At 75.0% G+C, this 18,876-nt stretch carries 15 protein-coding genes and 1 pseudogene; 14 read left to right on the top strand and 2 right to left on the bottom strand.

Features of this window, described 5'->3' with window-relative positions; translation table 11 throughout:
* Window positions 1-155: 155 nt before the first annotated feature.
* Window positions 156-974: an HAD family hydrolase gene (locus ACFWI8_RS08140; protein ID WP_387087182.1), complete on the bottom strand. Its 819-nt coding sequence runs from the start codon at window positions 972-974 to the stop codon at window positions 156-158.
* A 478-nt stretch (window positions 975-1,452) separates the two neighbouring features.
* Here ACFWI8_RS08140 and ssd point away from each other — a divergent pair, with 478 nt between their 5' ends.
* From ssd to ACFWI8_RS08105, 7 genes and pseudogenes are all read left to right on the top strand, one after another.
* Window positions 1,453-2,523: a septum site-determining protein Ssd gene (gene ssd / locus ACFWI8_RS08135; protein WP_387087180.1), complete on the top strand. Its 1,071-nt coding sequence runs from the start codon at window positions 1,453-1,455 to the stop codon at window positions 2,521-2,523.
* On the top strand, window positions 2,520-3,740 hold the full coding sequence (locus ACFWI8_RS08130; protein ID WP_387087178.1) for a TadA family conjugal transfer-associated ATPase: 1,221 nt from the start codon (window positions 2,520-2,522) through the stop codon (window positions 3,738-3,740). The genes ssd and ACFWI8_RS08130 overlap by 4 nt, the downstream gene beginning before the upstream one ends.
* Window positions 3,737-4,615, top strand: a complete 879-nt coding sequence (locus tag ACFWI8_RS08125; RefSeq protein WP_387087176.1) for a type II secretion system F family protein — start codon at window positions 3,737-3,739, stop codon at window positions 4,613-4,615. Before ACFWI8_RS08130 ends, ACFWI8_RS08125 begins: the two co-directional genes overlap by 4 nt.
* Window positions 4,612-5,229 carry a type II secretion system F family protein gene (locus ACFWI8_RS08120; RefSeq protein WP_387087174.1) on the top strand — a complete coding sequence of 206 codons (618 nt, stop codon included), beginning with the start codon at window positions 4,612-4,614 and terminating at the stop codon, window positions 5,227-5,229. Before ACFWI8_RS08125 ends, ACFWI8_RS08120 begins: the two co-directional genes overlap by 4 nt.
* 62 nt (window positions 5,230-5,291) lie before the next feature.
* Window positions 5,292-5,498 (top strand): DUF4244 domain-containing protein, encoded by a 207-nt coding sequence (locus tag ACFWI8_RS08115; protein ID WP_387087172.1) that lies wholly within the window; start codon window positions 5,292-5,294, stop codon window positions 5,496-5,498.
* A complete protein-coding gene (locus tag ACFWI8_RS08110) occupies window positions 5,485-5,859 on the top strand; it encodes a TadE family type IV pilus minor pilin (RefSeq protein ID WP_387087170.1) in 375 nt (124 codons plus the stop codon). The genes ACFWI8_RS08115 and ACFWI8_RS08110 overlap by 14 nt, the downstream gene beginning before the upstream one ends.
* Window positions 5,843-6,133 (top strand): annotated as a pseudogene (locus ACFWI8_RS08105) (Rv3654c family TadE-like protein); the annotation flags it as partial. The gene ACFWI8_RS08110 and the pseudogene ACFWI8_RS08105, both read left to right, overlap by 17 nt.
* Window positions 6,134-6,232: 99 nt before the next feature.
* Here ACFWI8_RS08105 and ACFWI8_RS08100 read toward each other — a convergent pair.
* On the bottom strand, window positions 6,233-8,632 hold the full coding sequence (locus ACFWI8_RS08100) for a DEAD/DEAH box helicase (protein ID WP_387087168.1): 2,400 nt from the start codon (window positions 8,630-8,632) through the stop codon (window positions 6,233-6,235).
* A 136-nt stretch (window positions 8,633-8,768) separates the two neighbouring features.
* Between ACFWI8_RS08100 and ACFWI8_RS08095 the strand changes: the two genes are divergently transcribed.
* The 7 genes from ACFWI8_RS08095 to topA all read left to right on the top strand — a co-directional run bounded on the left by ACFWI8_RS08095 (window position 8,769) and on the right by topA (window position 18,736).
* On the top strand, window positions 8,769-9,110 hold the full coding sequence (locus ACFWI8_RS08095) for an STAS domain-containing protein (protein ID WP_052847650.1): 342 nt from the start codon (window positions 8,769-8,771) through the stop codon (window positions 9,108-9,110).
* Between the two features lie 152 nt (window positions 9,111-9,262).
* Window positions 9,263-9,682 (top strand): ATP-binding protein, encoded by a 420-nt coding sequence (locus tag ACFWI8_RS08090; RefSeq protein WP_387087289.1) that lies wholly within the window; start codon window positions 9,263-9,265, stop codon window positions 9,680-9,682.
* A gap of 223 nt (window positions 9,683-9,905) precedes the next feature.
* The gene (locus tag ACFWI8_RS08085) at window positions 9,906-12,251 is read left to right on the top strand and encodes a sodium-translocating pyrophosphatase (RefSeq protein ID WP_387087166.1); all 2,346 of its coding nucleotides are present in this window, start codon (window positions 9,906-9,908) and stop codon (window positions 12,249-12,251) included.
* Window positions 12,252-12,301: 50 nt separating this feature from the next.
* Window positions 12,302-13,255, top strand: a complete 954-nt coding sequence (locus tag ACFWI8_RS08080; protein ID WP_387087164.1) for a phosphorothioated DNA-binding restriction endonuclease — start codon at window positions 12,302-12,304, stop codon at window positions 13,253-13,255.
* A 114-nt stretch (window positions 13,256-13,369) separates the two neighbouring features.
* The gene (locus ACFWI8_RS08075; RefSeq protein WP_387087163.1) at window positions 13,370-14,095 is read left to right on the top strand and encodes a small secreted protein; all 726 of its coding nucleotides are present in this window, start codon (window positions 13,370-13,372) and stop codon (window positions 14,093-14,095) included.
* 53 nt (window positions 14,096-14,148) lie between these two features.
* Window positions 14,149-15,693, top strand: a complete 1,545-nt coding sequence (locus ACFWI8_RS08070; RefSeq protein ID WP_387087161.1) for a methyltransferase — start codon at window positions 14,149-14,151, stop codon at window positions 15,691-15,693.
* Between the two features lie 214 nt (window positions 15,694-15,907).
* Window positions 15,908-18,736, top strand: a complete 2,829-nt coding sequence (topA, locus tag ACFWI8_RS08065; protein WP_387087159.1) for a type I DNA topoisomerase — start codon at window positions 15,908-15,910, stop codon at window positions 18,734-18,736.
* Window positions 18,737-18,876: the final 140 nt, after the last annotated feature.

The following is an 18,876-nucleotide window of genomic DNA, read 5'->3' as shown; positions in this document are numbered from 1 at the left end:
GGACCGGGACACATGAACACCGGGGACCCACGCGTAGCCGACCCGCCAACCGGGCCACGAGATTCTGTGCACGCACTGATACCCCGATGGGCATGTCGGCGGCGGCGCTACCTGAGGGAGCGCCGCCGCTTCGCGTGTGTCGCTGGCGCTGGCGCTCAGACGCGGCGCGCGGCCGTCCTGCGGCGGCTGGCGTACCAGACGATGCCCGCGGCGCAGGCCGCGGCGGCCACCGCCGCACCCGCCGCGAGCGCCGGCCTGGGCGGCAGCCCGGGCAGCCGCTGCTTGAGCCGCACCGGGCGCTCGAAGGCGAGAACCGGCCATTCGCGGGCGGCCGCCTCACGGCGGAGTGCCCGGTCCGGGTTGACGGCGTGCGGGTGGCCGACCGTCTCCAACATCGGGACGTCGGTGATCGAGTCGCTGTAGGCGTAGCAGCGGGTCAGGTCGTACCCCTCGGAGGCGGCGAGCTCGGTGATGGCCTCCGCCTTGGTCGGGCCGTAGGCGTAGTAGTCGATCTCGCCGGTGTAGCGGCCGTCGGCCACCGCCATCCTGGTGGCCACCACCCGGTCCGCGCCGAGCAGTTCGCCGATCGGCTCGACCAGGTCGGCGGCCGAGGAGCTGACGATCACCACGTCCCGCCCCGCGGCGTGGTGGCGCTCGATCAGCGAGGCCGCCTCGTCGTAGATGATCGGGTCGATCACCTGGTGCAGCGTCTCGGCGACGATCTCCCCGACCTGGCGCACGCTCCAGCCACGGCAGAGCGCCGACATGTACTCCCGCATCCGCTCCATCTGGTCGTGGTCGGCGCCGCCGAGCAGGTAGACGAACTGGGCGTAGGCGGTGCGCAGCACGGCGCGGCGGTTGATCAGCCCGCCCTGGTAGAAGTGCCGGCTGAAGGTGAAGGTGCTCGACTTGGCGATGACCGTCTTGTCCAGGTCGAAGAAGGCGGCGGTGCGTGGCTGGGGCAGGGTTTCCACGCTCTGAGCATACGGCCCGCCATTCGGCGTACCCTGGGGCGCGTGGGTTTGCCTGAGAGGGCTCTCGGGTACACCATGGAAGTCACGGATCGTTCGCGACCGTGCTAACCCGGTCCGACTCCTCCCCCCCGAGTCGGCCGAGGAAGACGACCCCCGCTCTCCCCCCCGGCGGGGGTCGTCGCATGTCCGGGGGCCTTTTCACCACTCGGGCCGGCCGTGGCGCCGGCCCTCTCGCGTTCCTGGGCGGACCGTGGCCGCGGCGTGCGTTCCGTGGAAACCCTCACCCTGAGTAGCCGAATCGGGTGAACGAGTTATCCACAACGGCCGGGTCGTCCACAGATTTCGGCCGAGATCCCCACGCGCCCGGGATCGGACGCACCGTGGTGTCGCGCCGCGGCGCTCGGTCACCGACCGGGTGCCGGGCGTGACCGCGGGGGCCGACGCCCCCGGGGGACACCACGGCGAACGGGGACGGGCCATGGCCGAATCCATTCTGATTCTCACCGAGGACGAGGAACTCCTCGACGACCTGCTGCGGCTGTGCGCGGCGGCCGGGGCGGAGGCCGAGGTGGTGCCCGGGGCGCCACCGCCGGCCGGGCGCTGGGAGCGGGCACCACTGGTGCTGGTCGGCGACGACCGGGCCGCGGCGCGGCCGGGCGTCGACCGCTGGCCCGGCCGCCGCCCCGGGGTGCTGCTGGTCGGCCGGGACCTCGACGACCACACCATCTGGGCCCGCGGCGTGGCGCTCGGCGCCGAGCAGGTGCTGCACCTGCCGTCCGACGAGAGCTGGCTCGCCGACCGCATCGCGGACGCGGTGGAGCCGGCCGGGCCACCGGCCCTCACCGTCGGCGTGCTGGGCGGGCGTGGCGGCGCCGGGGCCTCGTCGCTGGCCTGCGCGCTCGCCGTGACGGCGGCCCGGCAGGGCCGGCGCACCACCCTGGTCGACGGGGACCCGCTGGGCGGCGGCCTCGACCTGCTGTTCGGCGGCGAGGGCGCGTCGGGGCCGCGCTGGCCCGCCTTCGTCTCGGCGCGCGGCCGGCTGTCCGGCACGGCGCTCGACGAGTCGCTGCCCCGACCACACGGGCTCAGCCTGCTCAGCTGGGACCGCTCGGACGTCGCCCGGCTGCCGTCCGAGGCGATGCGCTCGGTGCTCGCCGCCGCCAGGCGCGGCGGCGGCGTGGTCGTCATCGACCTGCCGCGCACGGTGGACGAGTCGGTCGCCGAGGCACTGACCAGCCTCGACCTGGGTCTGCTCGTGGTGCCCGGCGAGCTGCGCGCGGCAGCCGCGGCGCGGCGGGTGGTGGCCACGGCCGGGGCGCTGGTGCGTGACCTGCGGGTGGTGGCGCGGGCCTCCGCCGCCGGGCTGCCTGGCGCCGAGCTGGCCAGGCTGCTCGGGCTCCCGCTGGCCGGCGAACTGCCCGACGAGCCGGGGCTGCGCGCGGCCGCCGAGTCCGGCGAGCCGCCGGGGGCCGACGCCAAGGGCGTACTGGCCAGGTTCTCCGCGGCGTTGCTCGACCGCGCCCTGCCCAGCGCCGAGGCCGTCGCATGAGCGCGCCGACCGTGCCGGGACCGGTGCCGGCCGCCGAGCTGCCCGAGGTGCCAGGGCTTGCCGGGCTGCTCGAGGAGGTGCGGCTGCGGCTCGCCGCCGAGGGCGCCGAGCCGACGCCCGGCCGGGTGGCGGCGGCGCTCCGCGCCCAGGGCCGGCTGCTCGGCGACAGCGCCGTGCTGTCGATCGTCGGCGCGCTCCGCTCCGAGCTGGTGGGCGCGGGGCCGCTCCAGCCGCTGCTGGCCACGCCCGGCACCACGGACGTCCTGGTCAACGGTCCTGACGAGGTCTGGGTCGACCGCGGCCAGGGCCTGGAGCGGGCACCGGTCAGGTTCCCGGACGCGGCCGCCATCCGCCGGCTCGCACAGCGGCTCGCCGCCGCGGCCGGGCGCCGTCTCGACGACGCCAGGCCCTGGGCCGACGTGCGGCTGCCCGACGGCACCCGGATGCACGCGGTGCTGCCGCCGGTGGTCGTCGGCTCGCCCTGCCTCTCGCTGCGGGTGGTGCGCCCCCGCGCCTTCTCGCTCGCCGAGCTCACCGCGGCCGGCACCGTCCCGCCCGGCGGCGAGCGGCTGTTGCGGGCCATCCTGGCCGCCCGGCTCTCCTTCCTGATCAGCGGCGGCACCGGCTCGGGCAAGAGCACCCTGCTGTCCACGCTGCTCGGCCTCGTCGACCCGGTGGAGCGGATCGTGCTCGTCGAGGACTCGGCCGAGCTGCGGCCCAGCCACCCGCACGTGGTCAGGCTGGAGACCAGGCCGGCCAACCAGGAGGGTGTGGGCCGCGTCGCCCTTCGGGACCTGGTGCGCCAGGCGCTGCGGATGCGCCCCGACCGGCTGGTGGTCGGCGAGTGCCGGGGCGCCGAGGTCACCGACCTGCTGGCCGCCCTCAACACGGGCCACGAGGGCGGCTGCGGCACCCTGCACGCCAACGCGGCGGCCGACGTGCCGGCCAGGCTCGAGGCGCTCGGCAGCACGGCCGGGCTGTCCAGGGCCGCGCTGCACAGCCAGCTGGCGGCCGCGCTGTGCGCCGTGATCCACCTCGGCAGGGACCGCGTCACGGGACAGCGGAGGATCGCCGAGATCCACGTGCTCGAGCGGGACGGCGGCGGCCTCGTGCACACGGTGCGGGCGGCCGGCTGGAGCTCCGATGGCTTCCGGCCGGGGCCCGGCTGGGGTCGGCTCGCCGAGCTGTGCGCCGGGCGAGGGGAGTCGGCGTCGTGAGCGCGCATCTGGTGGGGTTCGCGGCGGCGCTGTTCGCCGGTGCCGGGGCGTGGCTGCTGGTCGACGTCCACGGGCGGCGGCCCGGCGCCCGCCTGGCGGCCGTCGGCGGCCCGCGTCCCGCGCGGCGCCGGGCGGCCTGGCCGGCGCTCCGGCGGGCGCGCTGGTCGCCGCCCAGGCTGGCTGAGCCGGCCGAGCGGCGGGTGGTGCTCTGGTGCCTGGCCGGCGGGCTGCTGTTCGGCCTCTGGGGGAGCTCCTGGCTGCCGCCCGTGGCGTCCGTGCCGGTCGCGCCGCTGGCCGTGCGCTGGTGGCGCGGGGTGGCGGAGCGCCGCGAGGCGGAGCTGCGGCGGGCCGCCGTCATCGCCTTCTGCGCCTCGCTCGCCGGCGAGCTGCGCGCCGGCCGGCAGCCGGCCCGCGCCGTGCTCGCCGCCGGCCTGGCCGGGCTCGGCGAGCCGGGCGCCGTGGTGCTCGCGGCCGCCCGGTACGGCGGGGACGTGCCGGCGGCGCTGTGCGCCGCCGCGGCCCAGCCGGGCGCCGGCGGGCTGCGTGGCGTGGCCGCCTGCTGGGAGGTGGCGGTGGACGGCGGGGCCTCGCTGGCCACCGGCCTCGAGCGGGTGGCTGCCGCGCTGCGCGCCGAGCGCGACCAGGAGGACGAGCTGCGCGCGCAGCTGGCCGGGCCGCGCGCCAGCGCCCTGGTGCTCGCCGGGCTGCCGCTGTTCGGGCTGGTGTTCGGCTCGGCGATGGGCGTCGCGCCGCTTGAGGTGCTGCTCGGCTCGTCCCCGGGCCTCGGCCTGTTGCTCGCCGGAGTGGTGCTGGAGTGGGGCGGGGTGGTCTGGTGCCGCGTCCTGACCCGCGCGGCCGAGCGAGGCGGGGCATGAGCGCCCTGGCGGCGGCCGCCCCGCCCGTGCTGCTGCTCGCGTCGGTGCTCGCGGCGGCCCTGGCGTTCCGCGGCGCGCCGCTCAGGGCCCCACGAGGCGGGCTCGAAGGACCGGCCACCGGCGCGCCCCGGCCCGCCAGGGGAGGCGGCCGGCCGCCCTGGCGGCGCCGCCAGCGCCCCCTTGAGGATCCGCGACTCCCGCTCGCGGCGGAGCTGTTGGTGGCCTGTCTGGCCGCCGGGGCGGCGCCGGGCGAGGCGGCGAGGGCGGTGGGGGCCGCGCTGGACGGCCCGGTCGGCCGTGGCCTGCTGCGGGCGGCGGCCGAGCTGCGCCTCGGCGGCGACCCGGTGGCCGTCTGGGGCAGGTTCGGCCGGCTGCCGGGCGCGGCCGGGCTGGCCAGGCGGCTCGAACTGGCCGGCACCAGCGGTGCCCCGGTGGTCGCCGCGGTGACGGCCGAGGCGGCCGAGAGCCGGGCCCGTCGCCGCCGGTCGGGGCAGGCCCGGGCGCGCCGGGCCGCGGTGTGGGCCACCGCCCCGCTCGGCCTCTGCTTCCTGCCGAGCTTCCTGCTCATCGGGGTCGCGCCCGTGGTGCTCGGCCTGACCGAGCCGCTGCGGTGACCGCCGGCGGCCGCTCGACACGACACACCCATGACACATGGCGAGGGAAAGGAACGAGAACGATGCGTGGAACGCGTGAGGTGGCCCGCGGGTGGGCCTGGCGACGGGCGGCCCTGCGGCGGGACGCCGGGATGAGCACAGCGGAGTACGCGATCGGCACGCTGGCCGCGGTGGGGCTGGCGACGATCCTGCTGGAGATCGTCACGGGGGGCGGGGTGCGGGGCGCCCTGCAGGAGCTGATCGAGGGGGCGCTCAGTGCGCCGATGTGACCGGAGCGGCGGTGGCCGCCGGGGCGGCCGGGGCGACGGCGGCTTCGTCACGGCGGAGAGCGCGCTGGCGGTGCCCGCCCTGCTGCTGCTCCTCGGCATGCTGCTGTGGGGCCTCGGCGCGGTCGCCCTCCAGCTGCGCTGCGGCGACGCGGCCCGGGCCGGGGCGCGCGCAGCGGCCCGCGGCGAACCGGCGGCGGAGGTCACCGCGGTGGCGCTGGCCGCCGCGCCCGGCGGCGCCGAGGTGCGCGTCGAGCGGGACGGCGGCCTGCACCGGGTCCTGGTCACGGTGGGCGCGCCCGGCCCAGGGCCGCTCGCCCTCCCGGTCTCGGGGGAGGCGGTGGCACATGCCGAGCCCGGCTGAGCCCCGCCGGCCGGCCGCGGGCGACCGGGGCTCCGGCACGGTGGTCGCGATCGGCTGCGGCGCCGTGCTGTGCCTGGTGTTCGGCGTGCTGCTGACCCTCGGCCAGGTGCTCGGCGCCCGGCAGCGCGCGGCGACCGCCGCCGACCTCGCGGCCCTGGCCGCCGCCGAGCTTGCCCTGTCCGGCGCCGAGGCGGCCTGCGCGCTGGCCGAGCGGTTGGCCGGCGAGCACGACGCCCGGCTGACCCGCTGTCAGCTGGTCGGCGAGATCGCCGACCTCACCGCCGAGGCCACCGCCGGCCCCTACCGGGCCGAGGCCAGGGCCCGGGCCGGGCCGCCGGGCTCCGAGGCCCTGGCCGCCCCGCCGGCGGCGAGCTCACCGGTCGTTGTCGGGCCCGCTGCCCTCGGCGCCGCGCAGCAGCTCGGTCAGCAGCCGGACGGCGCCCCGCTTGTGCAACGGCTCGTTCCCGTTGCCGCACTTGGGCGACTGGATGCAGGACGGGCAGCCGCTCCGGCACTCGCAGGCGGCGATCGCGTCCCTGGTCGCGGTCAGCCACCGCCGGGCGGTGTGGAAGGCGCGCTCGGCGAAGCCGGCGCCGCCCGGGTGGCCGTCGTGCACGAAGACCGTGGGCATCAGGGTGTCCGGGTGCAGCGCGGTGGAGACGCCGCCGATGTCCCAGCGGTCGCACGTGGCGAACAGCGGCAGCATCCCGATCGCGGCGTGCTCGGCCGCGTGCAGCGCCCCGGGGAGGATCTCCGGCGCGATCCGGGCGGCGTCCAGCTGGTCGTCGGTCATCGTCCACCACACCGCGCGGGTGCGCAGCGTCCGCGGCGGCAGGTCGAGCCGGGTCTCGCCGAGCACCTCGCCGCTGATCAGCCGGCGGCGCAGATAGGAGACCACCTGGTGGGTGACCTCGACCGAGCCGAAGCAGAGCCGCGCGTCGCCCCAGGGCACCTCGGTGTCGGTCTCCAGCACCGCGAGCTCGGTCACCTCCCGGGCCGAGGTGCTCCAGGGCGGGTTGGCCTCCTCGACCAGCGCCACGGAGTCGGCCAGGTCGAGCTCCCTGACCACATAGGTGCGCCCCTGGTGCAGGTGGACGGCGCCGTCGTGCACGGTGCCGTGCGCGGCCGCCGCGTCGACCGTGCCGAGCAGCCGGCCGGTGCCCGCCTCCACCACCCGCACCGGGTCGCCGCCCGAGCCGCGGATGTCCACCAGGTCGACCGGTCGCTCCCGGCGTGTCCAGTACCAGGACGAGCCGCGCCCGCGCAGCAGCGAGCGCTCGGCGAGCTTGGGCAGCAGCTCGCCCGCGGTCGGCCCGAACAGCGCCTCGTCGCCGGCGAAGTCGGCCTCGGTCAGCGGAAGTTCGGCCGCCGCGGCGCACAGGTGCGGGGCCAGCACGTACGGGTTGCCCGGGTCGAGCACGGTGCTCTCCACCGGCTGCCGGAACAGCGCGTCCGGGTGGTGCACCAGATAGGTGTCCAGCGGGTCGTCGCGGGCCACGAGCACGGCGAGCGCCCCCTGCCGCTGCCGGCCGGCCCGGCCGGCCTGCTGCCAGAGCGACGCCCTGGTCCCCGGATAGCCGGCGAGCAGCACCGCGTCGAGCCCGGCCACGTCGACGCCGAGTTCGAGCGCCGTGGTGGCCGCCAGGCCGAGCAGCTCGCCGCCGTGCAGCGCCCGCTCGAGATCCCGGCGCTCCTCGGGGAGATAGCCGCCGCGGTAGGCCGCCACCCGGCCGGCCAGTGCCCGGTCGGTCTCCGCGAGCCGCTCCTGGGCGATCAGTGAGATCAGCTCGGCGCCGCGCCGGGAGCGCACGAAGGCGACGGTGCGCACCCCCTGCGCGGCGAGGTCGGTCAGCAGCTCGGCGGTCTCGGCGGTCGCCGTGCGGCGGACCGGCGCCCCGCGCTCGCCCAGCGCCTCGGTCAGCGGCGGCTCCCACAGGGCGAAGACCAACTCGCCGCGCGGCGAGGCGTCCTCGGTCACCTCCGCCACGGGCAGCCCGGTCAGCCGGCCGGCGGCGGCCCCCGGCTCCGCGGTGGTCGCGGAGGCCAGCAGGAACACCGGCTCGGCGCCGTAGTGCGCGCACAGCCGCCGCAGCCGGCGCAGCACCTGGGCCACGTGCGAGCCGAACACCCCCCGGTAGACGTGGCACTCGTCGACCACCACGTAGCGCAGCGCGCGCAGGAAGGAGGACCAGCGGCGGTGCCCGGGCAGCAGCCCGCGGTGCAGCATGTCCGGGTTGGTCAGCAGCACGTTCGCGTGCTCCCTGGCCCAGGCCCGCTCCTCGTGCGGGGTGTCCCCGTCGTAGACCGAGGGGCGCACGGCGGTGCCAAGCGGCGCGGCCAACCGGCGTATCGCGCGCAGCTGGTCGGCGGCCAGGGCCTTGGTCGGCGCCAGGTAGATCGCGGTCGCCTCCCGCCGCGGCCCGGGGGCCGCGCCGAGCAGCGCGTCGAGCACCGGCACCTGGTACGAGAGCGACTTGCCGGAGGCGGTGCCGGTGGCGATCACCACCGACTCGCCGCGCAGCGCGTGCTCGACGGCGCGGGCCTGGTGGGCCCAGGGCCGGTCGATGCCGGCCGCCGCCACGGCGGCGACGACCTCGGGGCGTATCTCCGCCGGCCATTCGGCATGGCTGCCGGGACGGGCGGGCACGTGCTCCGTGTGAGTGATCCGTTCTGCCCGGTCCCGGTGGCCTCCCAGGCGGTCCAGGACAGCCCGCGGCGACGGCCGGCGGCCGTTGTTCTCGCCCGCTCGCGGCGGTGGGTGCACGGAGGACATCGCCGTCGAGTCTGTCACTGGTCTGACGGACAATGGCTGTAAGACGTCGTGCTGGGCAGGCGGTAAGTGGTTGAATGCCCTGGCGGCTGCCGATCCATGGGGGGCGACCGCTCGATAGCAAGGTGCTGGAGGATCCGTGGACCTGTCCCTGTCGACCCGAACCGTTGGCGACCGTACGGTCGTCGAGGTAGGCGGCGAGATTGACGTTTACACCGCGCCCAAGTTGCGCGAACAGCTGGTTGAGCTCGTCAACGACGGCAACCACCACCTCGTGGTGGACATGGAGCGCGTCGACTTCCTGGACTCCACCGGTCTCGGCGTGCTGGTCGGCGGGCTGAAGAGGGTTCGAGCCCAGGAGGGGTCGCTGCGCCTGGTGTGCAACCAGGAGCGCATCCTCAAGATCTTCCGGATCACCGGCCTGACCAAGGTGTTCCCCATCCACGAGTCCGTGGACGAGGCCATCGCGGCCACCGACTGAGGCGCCGTCGGCGCGCCGCCCCGCGCGGCCGCGCGCCCCGGCAGCGTAAGAATGATCAGGTGACCGCTCCGGGCCTCGGTGGTGCCGACGCGTTCGGCGTCCTCCGTGTCGCGGCCGGGGCGGCGTGTGCCCGCAGGATCGAGGGGGATGGTATGGCCACCGTGGAACTCCGCTTCAGCGCGTCCCCGGAGCACGTGCGCACCGCCCGGCTGGTGGCCGCGGCGGTGGCCCGCCGCGCCGGGGTGGACGAGTCGGTGCTCGACGAGCTGCGGCTCGCGGTCGGCGAGGCGTGCAGCCGTGCGGTTGGCCTGCACGCCCTGCACGGGCTGACCAGCCCGGTGCGGGTGGCGCTCACGGAGGGCGAGAAGTCGTTCTCCATCGAGGTCGGCGACGACGCGCCGAGCGCGGTTCCGGCGCCCAGGGACCAGACGGCGGCCGAGGCCGCCGAGGACACCGACGAGCTGGGCCTCGCCGTGATCAGCGGCCTGGTCGACGACGTCGAGGTGATCTCCGACGGGCACGGCGGCAAGATCCGCATGAGCTGGCCCACGGCCACCGCCGTCATCCCCTGATCGCCCCCCGAATTCGATCTTCGAGTGTGATCCTCGAATTCGATCTTCTTTTGGATCTCCTTTTCGATCTTAATTCTCCGTGCCCGGCGAAGATCCTTCTTCGCCGGGCACGTTGATTCACGGTAATTCCCCTTCCCGGCCCCTGTCTTGATGTCCAACGCCTCTCTACACTCCGGCCACGTCTGTCTGTTCTCGGATCACGGCTGAGCGTCAAGGAGGACGAATGGCACATCCATATCTCCCGCAGGCAGCCGGGGCGGTCGAGGCCGCCGAGCTCACGGGCGGGAACCGGGGCCTCGTCGTGGTGGTCGCGGTGGTCGCGCTCGCCGCGCTCGGGGTGGCCCTGGCCCTGGTGAGGCAGGTCCTCGCCGCCGGCGACGGCACCGAGTCCATGCGGCGGATCGCCGCCGCGGTCCAGGAGGGCGCGAACGCCTATCTCGCCCGTCAGCTGCGCACCCTCGCCTTCTTCGCCGTCGCCGTGGTCTTTCTGTTGTTGGCGCTGCCCGCCGACGACTGGGGACAGCGCGCCGGCCGTTCCGTGTTCTTCGTGATCGGCGCGGTCTTTTCCGCGGCGACCGGATATCTCGGAATGTGGCTGGCGGTGCGCAGTAATGTCAGGGTGGCGGCGGCGGCGCGTGAGGCGGGCCGGGAAACCGCGATGCGCATCGCCTTCCGCACCGGCGGCGTGGTCGGCATGTGCACCGTCGGCCTCGGCCTGCTCGGCGCCTGCTGCGTGGTCCTGGTGTACGCGGCCGACGCGCCCCGCGTCCTGGAGGGGTTCGGGCTCGGCGCCGCGCTGATCGCGATGTTCATGCGCGTCGGCGGCGGCATCTTCACGAAGGCCGCCGACGTGGGCGCCGACCTGGTGGGCAAGGTGGAGCAGGGCATCCCCGAGGACGACCCCCGCAACGCCGCGACCATCGCGGACAACGTCGGCGACAACGTGGGCGACTGCGCCGGCATGGCGGCCGACCTCTTCGAGTCCTACGCGGTCACCCTCGTCGCCGCCCTCATCCTGGGCACCGTCGCGTTCGGCGACGCCGGCCTCGCGTTCCCGCTGCTGGTGCCCGGCATCGGCGTGCTCACCGCGATGGCCGGCATCTTCCTGGTCGCCCCCCGGCGCGGCGACCGCAGCGCCATGACCGCGATCAACCGCGGCTTCTTCGTCTCCGCCGGCATCTCGCTGGTGCTGGTGGCCGTCGCCGCCTTCGCCTACCTCCCCGCGAGCTTCGCCGACCTCGACGGCGTCGACGACTCCGCGATCCTCGCTCACGACGCCGACCCACGGCTCTTCGCGCTGGCCGCCGTCGCCATCGGCATCGTGCTCGCCGTGCTGATCCAGCAGCTCACCGGCTACTTCACCGAGCCGAGCCGCCGACCCGTGCGCGACATCGGCAAGACCTCGCGCACCGGCCCGGCCACGGTCGTGCTCTCCGGCTTCTCGCTCGGCCTGGAGTCCGCCGTCTACACCGCGCTGCTGGTCGCGCTCAGCGTCTACGCGGCGTTCGCGCTGGCCGGCGGCACCATCATGCTGGCGCTGTTCGCCGTGGCGCTCGCCGGCACCGGGCTGCTGACCACCGTGGGCGTGATCGTCGCCATGGACACCTTCGGACCGGTCGCCGACAACGCGCAGGGCATCGCCGAGATGTCCGGCGACGTGACGGGCGACGGCGCGCGGGTGCTCACCGATCTCGACGCGGTCGGCAACACCACCAAGGCCGTCACCAAGGGCATCGCCATCGCCACCGCCGTGCTGGCGGCGGCCGCCCTGTTCGGCTCCTACCGGGACGCCATCGCCGAGGCCACCGGCGACGTCGGCCTCAGCGCGGCCGAGGTGCTCGGCGAGACCGGCCTCAGTCTCGACATATCCCAGCCCAACAACCTCGTCGGCCTGGTCATCGGCGCGGCCGTGGTCTTCCTCTTCGCCGGCCTCGCGGTCAACGCGGTCTCCCGGTCCGCCGGTTCCGTGGTCTACGAGGTGCGGCGGCAGTTCCGCGAGCACCCGGGGATCATGGACCACACCGAGAAGCCGGAGTACGGCAAGGTCGTCGACATCTGCACCCGCGACTCGCTGCGCGAGCTCGCCACCCCCGGGCTGCTGGCGGTGCTCGCCCCGATCGCCGTCGGCTTCGGCCTCGGCGTCGGCGCGCTCGGCTCGTTCCTGGCCGGCGCGATCGGCGCCGGCGTCCTGATGGCCGTCCTGCTGGCCAACGCGGGCGGCGCCTGGGACAACGCCAAGAAGCTGGTGGAGGACGGGCACCACGGCGGCAAGGGCAGCGAGGCGCACGCGGCGACCGTCATCGGCGACACCGTCGGCGACCCGTTCAAGGACACGGCGGGCCCGGCCATCAACCCGCTGCTGAAGGTCATGAACCTGGTGGCGCTGCTGATCGCGCCGGCGGTCATCACCCTCTCCTACGGCGACGACGCCAGCACGCCGGTCCGCGTCGCCCTGGCCCTGGCCGCGCTGCTGGTCATCGCCGGCGCCGTGCACGTCTCGCGCCGCCGCGGCATCGCCGTCGAGGACACCCCGTCTCCGGCGCCGCTCCCGGCCGCCGAGGGCAGCTGAAGTCGCCTGCCACGGCCGGCCACTTGGCCGGCCGTGGCAGGCTGAACCGCATGACGCAGGACGAACTGCTGACGCTGCTCGCCTCGCTCCGCCGGGCCCAGGTGGCCGGCCGCCGGGCGCCCCACAAGCCGCTGCTCCTGCTGTGGCTCGTGGGGCGCTTCGTGGCGCGGGGCAGCACGGCGGTCTCCTACGCCGAGGCGGAGGAGCCCGTGAGCCGGATGATCAACGACTTCGGCCCCGCGGTCAGCGACCGGGGGCGTGCCAGGCGGCGGGCGGCGATGCCGTTCGTCCACCTGGAGCGCGAACTCTGGGACCTCAGGGACGCCACCGGCACCCCGCTCGACGCGCGCGTCCCCGACCAGAGCGGCTGGTTGCACCGGCAGGGCGCGCACGGTCGGCTGCGGCCCGAGGTGGAGGCGCTGCTCGCCACGCCCGGCGTGCCGGCCAGGGCGGTGCGGCTGCTGCTCGACCAGCACTTCACGCCCGCGCTCGAACCGGCCGTCTGCGCCGCCGCCGGCCTCGACCTGACCGAGCTCGAGGACGCGGCGCTGCGGCTGGTCGTCGACGGCGCCCCGGCCGGCCGCCGCCGGCCCGTCAGGCGGGCCGGCTTCGCCGAGGAGGTGCTGCGGACGTACGCCTACGCCTGCGCCATGTGCGGCTTCGACGGGGCGCTCGGCCGCGACCCGGTGGGGCTGGAGGCCGCGCACATCCGCTGGCACAGCCAGGAAGGACCGGACGAGCTGCCCAACGCGCTGGCGCTCTGTTCGCTTCATCACACGCTCTTCGACTTCGGCGTGCTCGGTCTCACGCCGGAGCGGCGGATCCGGGTCTCCGCGCTGTACGTGGCCCGCGGCCGGGCCGGTCTGGCCGTAGCGGACCTGGACGGCGAGCCGTTGACCGTGCCACGCCGCGCCGAGGAGGCGCCGGCGGCGCACTTCGTGGAGTGGCATGACACACAGGTGTTCAAGCGTGGCCGAGCGCTCGCCGGGAGCGCCGAACGCTAGTGCAAATGGCTATATTCCGGGTAAACCGCTCCGGCCGTCACTCGGACGAGGGAAGCCCTTGCGTGTAAGTTCGCGCCCAGCGCCCCCCGTGGCACGAAGGGACGAGAAACGGTGATGAAGAAGCTCGCGCTGGCACTCTCGAGTGGTGCGGCCCTGATGCTCACGCTGTCCGCGTGCGGAGACGACAGCGCCGCGCAGACCGACGAGTGGGCGAAGAACGTCTGCGACCAGGTGCAGCCCCAGGTGGCACAGATCCAGGCGGCCAACGCGGCCATCACGGACGCCAGCGCGGGCGACCGCTCACCGGCCGAGGTCCAGGAGGCCGACTCCGCGGCGTTCCAGGACATCGCCGAGGCCTACGCCTCCCTCGCCGACGCCGTCGAGGCCGCCGGCGACCCGCCGGTGGACGAGGGCGCCCAGCTGCGCGAGGACGCGGTCTCGGAACTGCGCGCGATCTCCGACTCCTACGCCGAGCTCCAGCAGACCGTCGAGGGTCTCGACACCTCGGACCAGGCCGCGTTCGCCGAGGGCCTGCAGGGCGTCGCCGGCCAGCTCCAGGAGCTGGGTCAGAGCGGCGACCAGGCGCTCAACGAGCTCCAGTCCGGCGAGCTCGGCGAGGCCATGGCCCGTCAGGAGGGTTGCCAGGGCCCGGCCGAGGCGCCGAGCGACGACTCGGCCGAGGCCGAGTCCGGGGGCGGGGCCGAGGACGGCGGCGAGTCGGAGGGCGACGCCGAGTCCGAGGAGAACGCCGACGCCGGCGAGGAGACCGAGAACCAGAGCGCCGAGGGCGACGACGCCGACCAGCCGAGCGGCACCGAGCTCGAGGGCGCCAACGGCTGACCCGGTCCTTCCGACCACCCGTGCGGACCGGCCCACCCGGGCCGGTCCGCACAATGGTGCCCGTGACCCACACCCGACTCCCCGCCCCTGGGCCGGGCACCGCACCGCTGCGCGAGGCCCTGCTCGCGGCCTCGTTCACCCCCGGCGGCCTCCCCGAACTCCTCGGCGCCGCCGCCCACGCCGCCCTCGCCCGCGGCGAGACCGTCCCGGCGCGGCGCGCCGTCCGCGGGGACGCGGGCCCGCTCGCCACCCTCGTCCGGCTCTTCCTGCTCCAGGACGCCGTCCCCCGGGGCGCCGCCCACGCCGCGCTGCCCGGGCCCGTGCTGGACGCGGCGCTCGCCGACGGCTGGCTGGCGCCCGACGCCGACGAGCTGCGCGCGACCGTCGACGTGCGCCCCTACGCGGGGCCCGAGGGCCAGGAGTGGTGGGTCGTCTCCGACCTCGGCTGTGCCGTGGGCGGCGCCGCCGGCGCGGCCGGCCGCCGCCCCGACGTCGTCCTCGGTGTCGGCGGCGCCTCCGCCACCCTCGCCGCGCTCACCGTCCGCCGGCCCGTCGGCCGCGCCCTCGACCTCGGCACCGGCAGCGGCGTTCAGGCCCTGCACGCCGCCCAGCACGCCGAGCACGTCACCGCCACCGACGTGAACCCGCGCGCCCTGCGGATGGCCGCGGCCACCCTCGCCCTCTCCGGCGCGCCGGCGCCCGCCCTCCACGAGGGCTCGCTCTTCGAACCCGTCGCCGACCAACCCGGGTTCGACCTCGTCGTCTCCAACCCGCCCTTCGTCATCGCCCCCTCGAACGGCGACGGGACGCTCACCTACCGCGATGGCGGCCTGGGCGGCGACGAGCTCTGCCGCCGCCTGGTCCAGGGCTCCGCCGCGCACCTCGCCGAGGGCGGCTGGTGCCAGCTGCTCGCCAACTGGCAGCATGTCACCGGCGAGGACTGGCGGGAACGGGTCGCCGCCTGGGTGCCGCCCGGCTGCGACGCGTGGATCGTGCAGCGCGAGCGGCAGGACGTCACCGAGTACGCCGAGCTGTGGCTGCGCGACGCCGGCGCCCACCGCGGCGACCCCGCCGGCTACGCCGCGGCCTACGACGCCTGGCTCGACGAGTTCGCCGCCCGCCGCACCGAGGCCGTCGGCTTCGGCTGGATCACCCTGCGCCACACCGGCACCACCGACCCCACCATCACCGTCGAGGACTGGCCGCACAGCGTCGAACAGCCGCTCGGCCCGCTGGTGCCGGCTCACTTCGAACGCCAGGAGTTCCTGCGCGCCCACGACGACACGGCGTTGCTCAGGCACCGCTACCTGCTCGCCGACGGCATCGTCCAGGAACAGCTCGGCAGCCCGGGCGCCGAGGACCCGGAACACGTCGTCCTGCGCCAGCGCCACGGCATGTTGCGGGCCCGAGCCATGGACACCGTCAGCGCCGGGTTCGCCGGCGGCTGTGACGGAACACTCGTGGCCGGCGCGATCGTGGACGCCATCGCCCACCTCCTCGGGGAGGACTCCGTCACTCTCCGTGCCGGTGCGGCCGGTTGGCTGCGCCCTCTCGTTGAGCAGGGGTTTCTCGTCCCGCAGGGGGAGCGCGTCGGCTGAGGGCCGGCCGTCAGGGGCCCGCGTTCGTGACGGTGCGTGAGCGTCGCGGCCGGGCACGCGCGACCCGGTGGGTGTCTCCGGGCGGCGGGAATGGCTGATCTCGGGTTACCGTTCGAGATGCGTTGCGGGGTTTTCCCGTTTGACACGAAGCGGGGATGTACCGTCACACTCCGCACCGTCAGTACTTTCCCCGGGCAGGAGAGAAGAGCGAGAGTTGTCCCCGACCAGCGAGACCGCGAACGGCGGACGCCGACTTGTGATCGTCGAGTCGCCCGCCAAGGCGAAGACGATCAAGGGTTACCTCGGTCCCGGCTATGTGGTCGAGGCGAGCGTCGGGCACATCCGCGACCTGCCGAGCGGCGCCGCCGAGGTGCCGGCCAAGTACAAGAGTGAGCCCTGGGCCCGCCTCGGGGTGAACGTCGACGAGGACTTCGAGCCGCTCTACGTCGTCAACAGCGACAAGAAGGACCAGGTCAGGAAGCTCAAGGAGCTGCTGGCCGACTCCGACGAGCTCTACCTCGCCACGGACGAGGACCGCGAGGGCGAGGCCATCGCCTGGCACCTCAAGGAGGTGCTCAAGCCCAAGGTCCCGGTGCGCCGCATGGTCTTCCACGAGATCACCAGGGACGCCATCCGGCAGGCGGTGAACAACCCGCGCGAGCTGAACCAGCTCCTCGTCGAGGCCCAGGAGACCCGCCGCATCCTCGACCGGCTCTACGGCTACGAGGTCTCGCCGGTCCTGTGGAAGAAGGTCATGCCGCGGCTCTCGGCCGGCCGCGTGCAGTCCGTCGCCACCCGCCTCGTGGTCGAGCGGGAGCGCGAGCGGATCGCGTTCCGCTCCGCCGAGTACTGGGATCTCACCGGCACCTTCGCCACCGTGCCCGGGGGCGAGACGTTCGACGCCCGGCTCGCCGCGCTCGACGGCCGCCGGGTGGCCCAGGGCCGCGACTTCGGCCCCGACGGGCAGCTGCGCCATCCCGACCAGGTCCAGGCGTTGAGCGAGGAGAGCGCGAGCGCCCTGGCGCGCGCGCTGGCGGACGCCACCTTCGCCGTGCGCTCCGTCGAGTCCAAGCCCTACCGCCGTTCGCCCTACGCGCCGTTCCGCACCACCACGCTCCAGCAGGAGGCGTCGCGCAAGCTCGGCATGGGCGCCAAGGCCGCCATGCAGGTCGCGCAGCGGCTCTACGAGAACGGCTTCATCACCTACATGCGGACGGACTCCACCACGCTGTCCGACACCGCCGTCGCCGCCGCCCGCGCCCAGGTCACCCAGCTCTACGGCGCCGACTACCTGCCCGACCGGCCGCGCGTCTACGCGAGCAAGGTGAAGAACGCGCAGGAGGCGCACGAGGCGATCCGCCCCTCGGGCGACCGCTTCCGCACCCCGGCCGAGACCGGCCTGACCGGCGACCAGTACCGGCTCTACGAGCTGATCTGGAAGCGCACCGTCGCCTCCCAGATGAAGGACGCCGTCGGCCAGTCGGTCGCCGTCCGCGTCGGCGGCACCAGCGCCGACGGGCGGGACTGCGAGTTCAGCGCGACCGGCAAGGTGATCACCTTCCACGGCTTCCTCAAGGCGTACGTGGAGAGCGTGGACGACCCGGGCACCGACGTCGACGACCGCGAGCGCCGGCTGCCGCGGGTCGCCGAGGGCGACCCGCTCACCGCCCGCGCCATCACCCCGGACGGCCACGCCACCAAGCCCCCCGCGCGCTACACCGAGGCCACCCTGGTGAAGGAGCTTGAGGAGCGCGAGATCGGCCGCCCCTCCACCTACGCCTCCATCATCGGCACCATCCTCGACCGGCACTACGTGTTCAAGAAGGGCACCGCGCTGGTCCCCTCCTTCCTCTCCTTCGCCGTCGTCAACCTGCTCGAACGACACTTCGGTCGGCTGGTCGACTACGACTTCACGGCCAAGATGGAGGACGACCTCGACCGCATCGCCACCGGTGACGCGGAGGCCGTGCCGTGGCTGCGCCGCTTCTACTTCGGCGAGAACGGCCAGGCCGGCGCGGCCGCCGGCGCGGCGGCCGACGCGGGCAACGGGGACGGCGACCACCTCGGCGGCCTCAAGGAACTGGTCACCGACCTCGGCGCGATCGACGCCCGCGAGATCTCCTCCTTCCCCGTGGGCGAGGGCATCGTGCTGCGGGTCGGCCGCTACGGCCCCTACGTCGAGGCGCCGCCCGCGGCCGACGCCGAGCCGGGCGAGCCCGGCAAGCGGGCCGACGTGCCGGAGGACCTGCCGCCCGACGAGCTCACCGTGGACCTCGCCAAGGAACTGCTGGCCAAGCCGAGCGGCGACTTCGAGCTGGGCACCGACCCCGACAGCGGTCACCCGATCGTGGCGCGCGACGGCCGGTACGGCCCGTACGTCACCGAGGTGCTGCCCGAGGACACCCCCAGGACCGGCAAGAACGCGGTCAAGCCGCGCACCGCCTCGCTGTTGAAGTCCATGTCGATCGACACCGTGACGCTGGAGGACGCGCTGCGGCTGCTCTCGCTGCCGCGGGTGGTCGGCGTGGACCCCGAGTCGGGCGCGGAGATCACGGCGCAGAACGGCCGCTACGGTCCCTACCTGAAGAAGGGGACCGACTCGCGCTCGCTGGCGACCGAGGAGCAGATGTTCACGGTCACGCTGGAGGAGGCGCTGGCCATCTACGCGCAGCCCAAGCAGCGTGGCCGGGCCGCGGCCAAGCCGCCGCTGAAGGAGCTGGGCGAGGACCCGGTGACGGGCCGTCCCGTGGTGGTGAAGGACGGGCGGTTCGGCCCGTACGTCACCGACGGGGAGACCAACGCGACGCTGCGCCGGGACGACGACCCGGAGACGATCACGGCCGAGCGCGGCTACGAACTGCTGGCCGAGAAGCGGGCGAAGGGGCCGGCGAAGAAGACGACCAAGAAGGCGGCGAAGAAGGCCCCGGCGAAGAAGACGGCTGCCAAGAAGGCCACCGCCAAGACGGCCGCGAAGAAGACGGCGACCAAGAAGACCGCCGCCAAGAAGACGGCTGCCAGGAAGGACTCCCCGTCCACGGACTGAGGCGCCTGAGCAGTCTCGCCGTTCCGCGTCGTGCGGCTCACCCGCGTGTTCGCACGATCAGCCGCGAGGGGCCCGCACGTGATCGACGGCCTGTGGCGACTCTCCCAGCGGAGCGCCCAGGCGCGTAACCCGGTTCGCGC

Origin of the sequence: Streptomyces sp. NPDC127098, assembly GCF_042722465.1 — a bacterium.
Taxonomy (GTDB): domain Bacteria; phylum Actinomycetota; class Actinomycetes; order Streptomycetales; family Streptomycetaceae; genus Streptomyces; species Streptomyces millisiae.
This window is presented reverse-complemented; position numbering and strand designations above follow the sequence as displayed.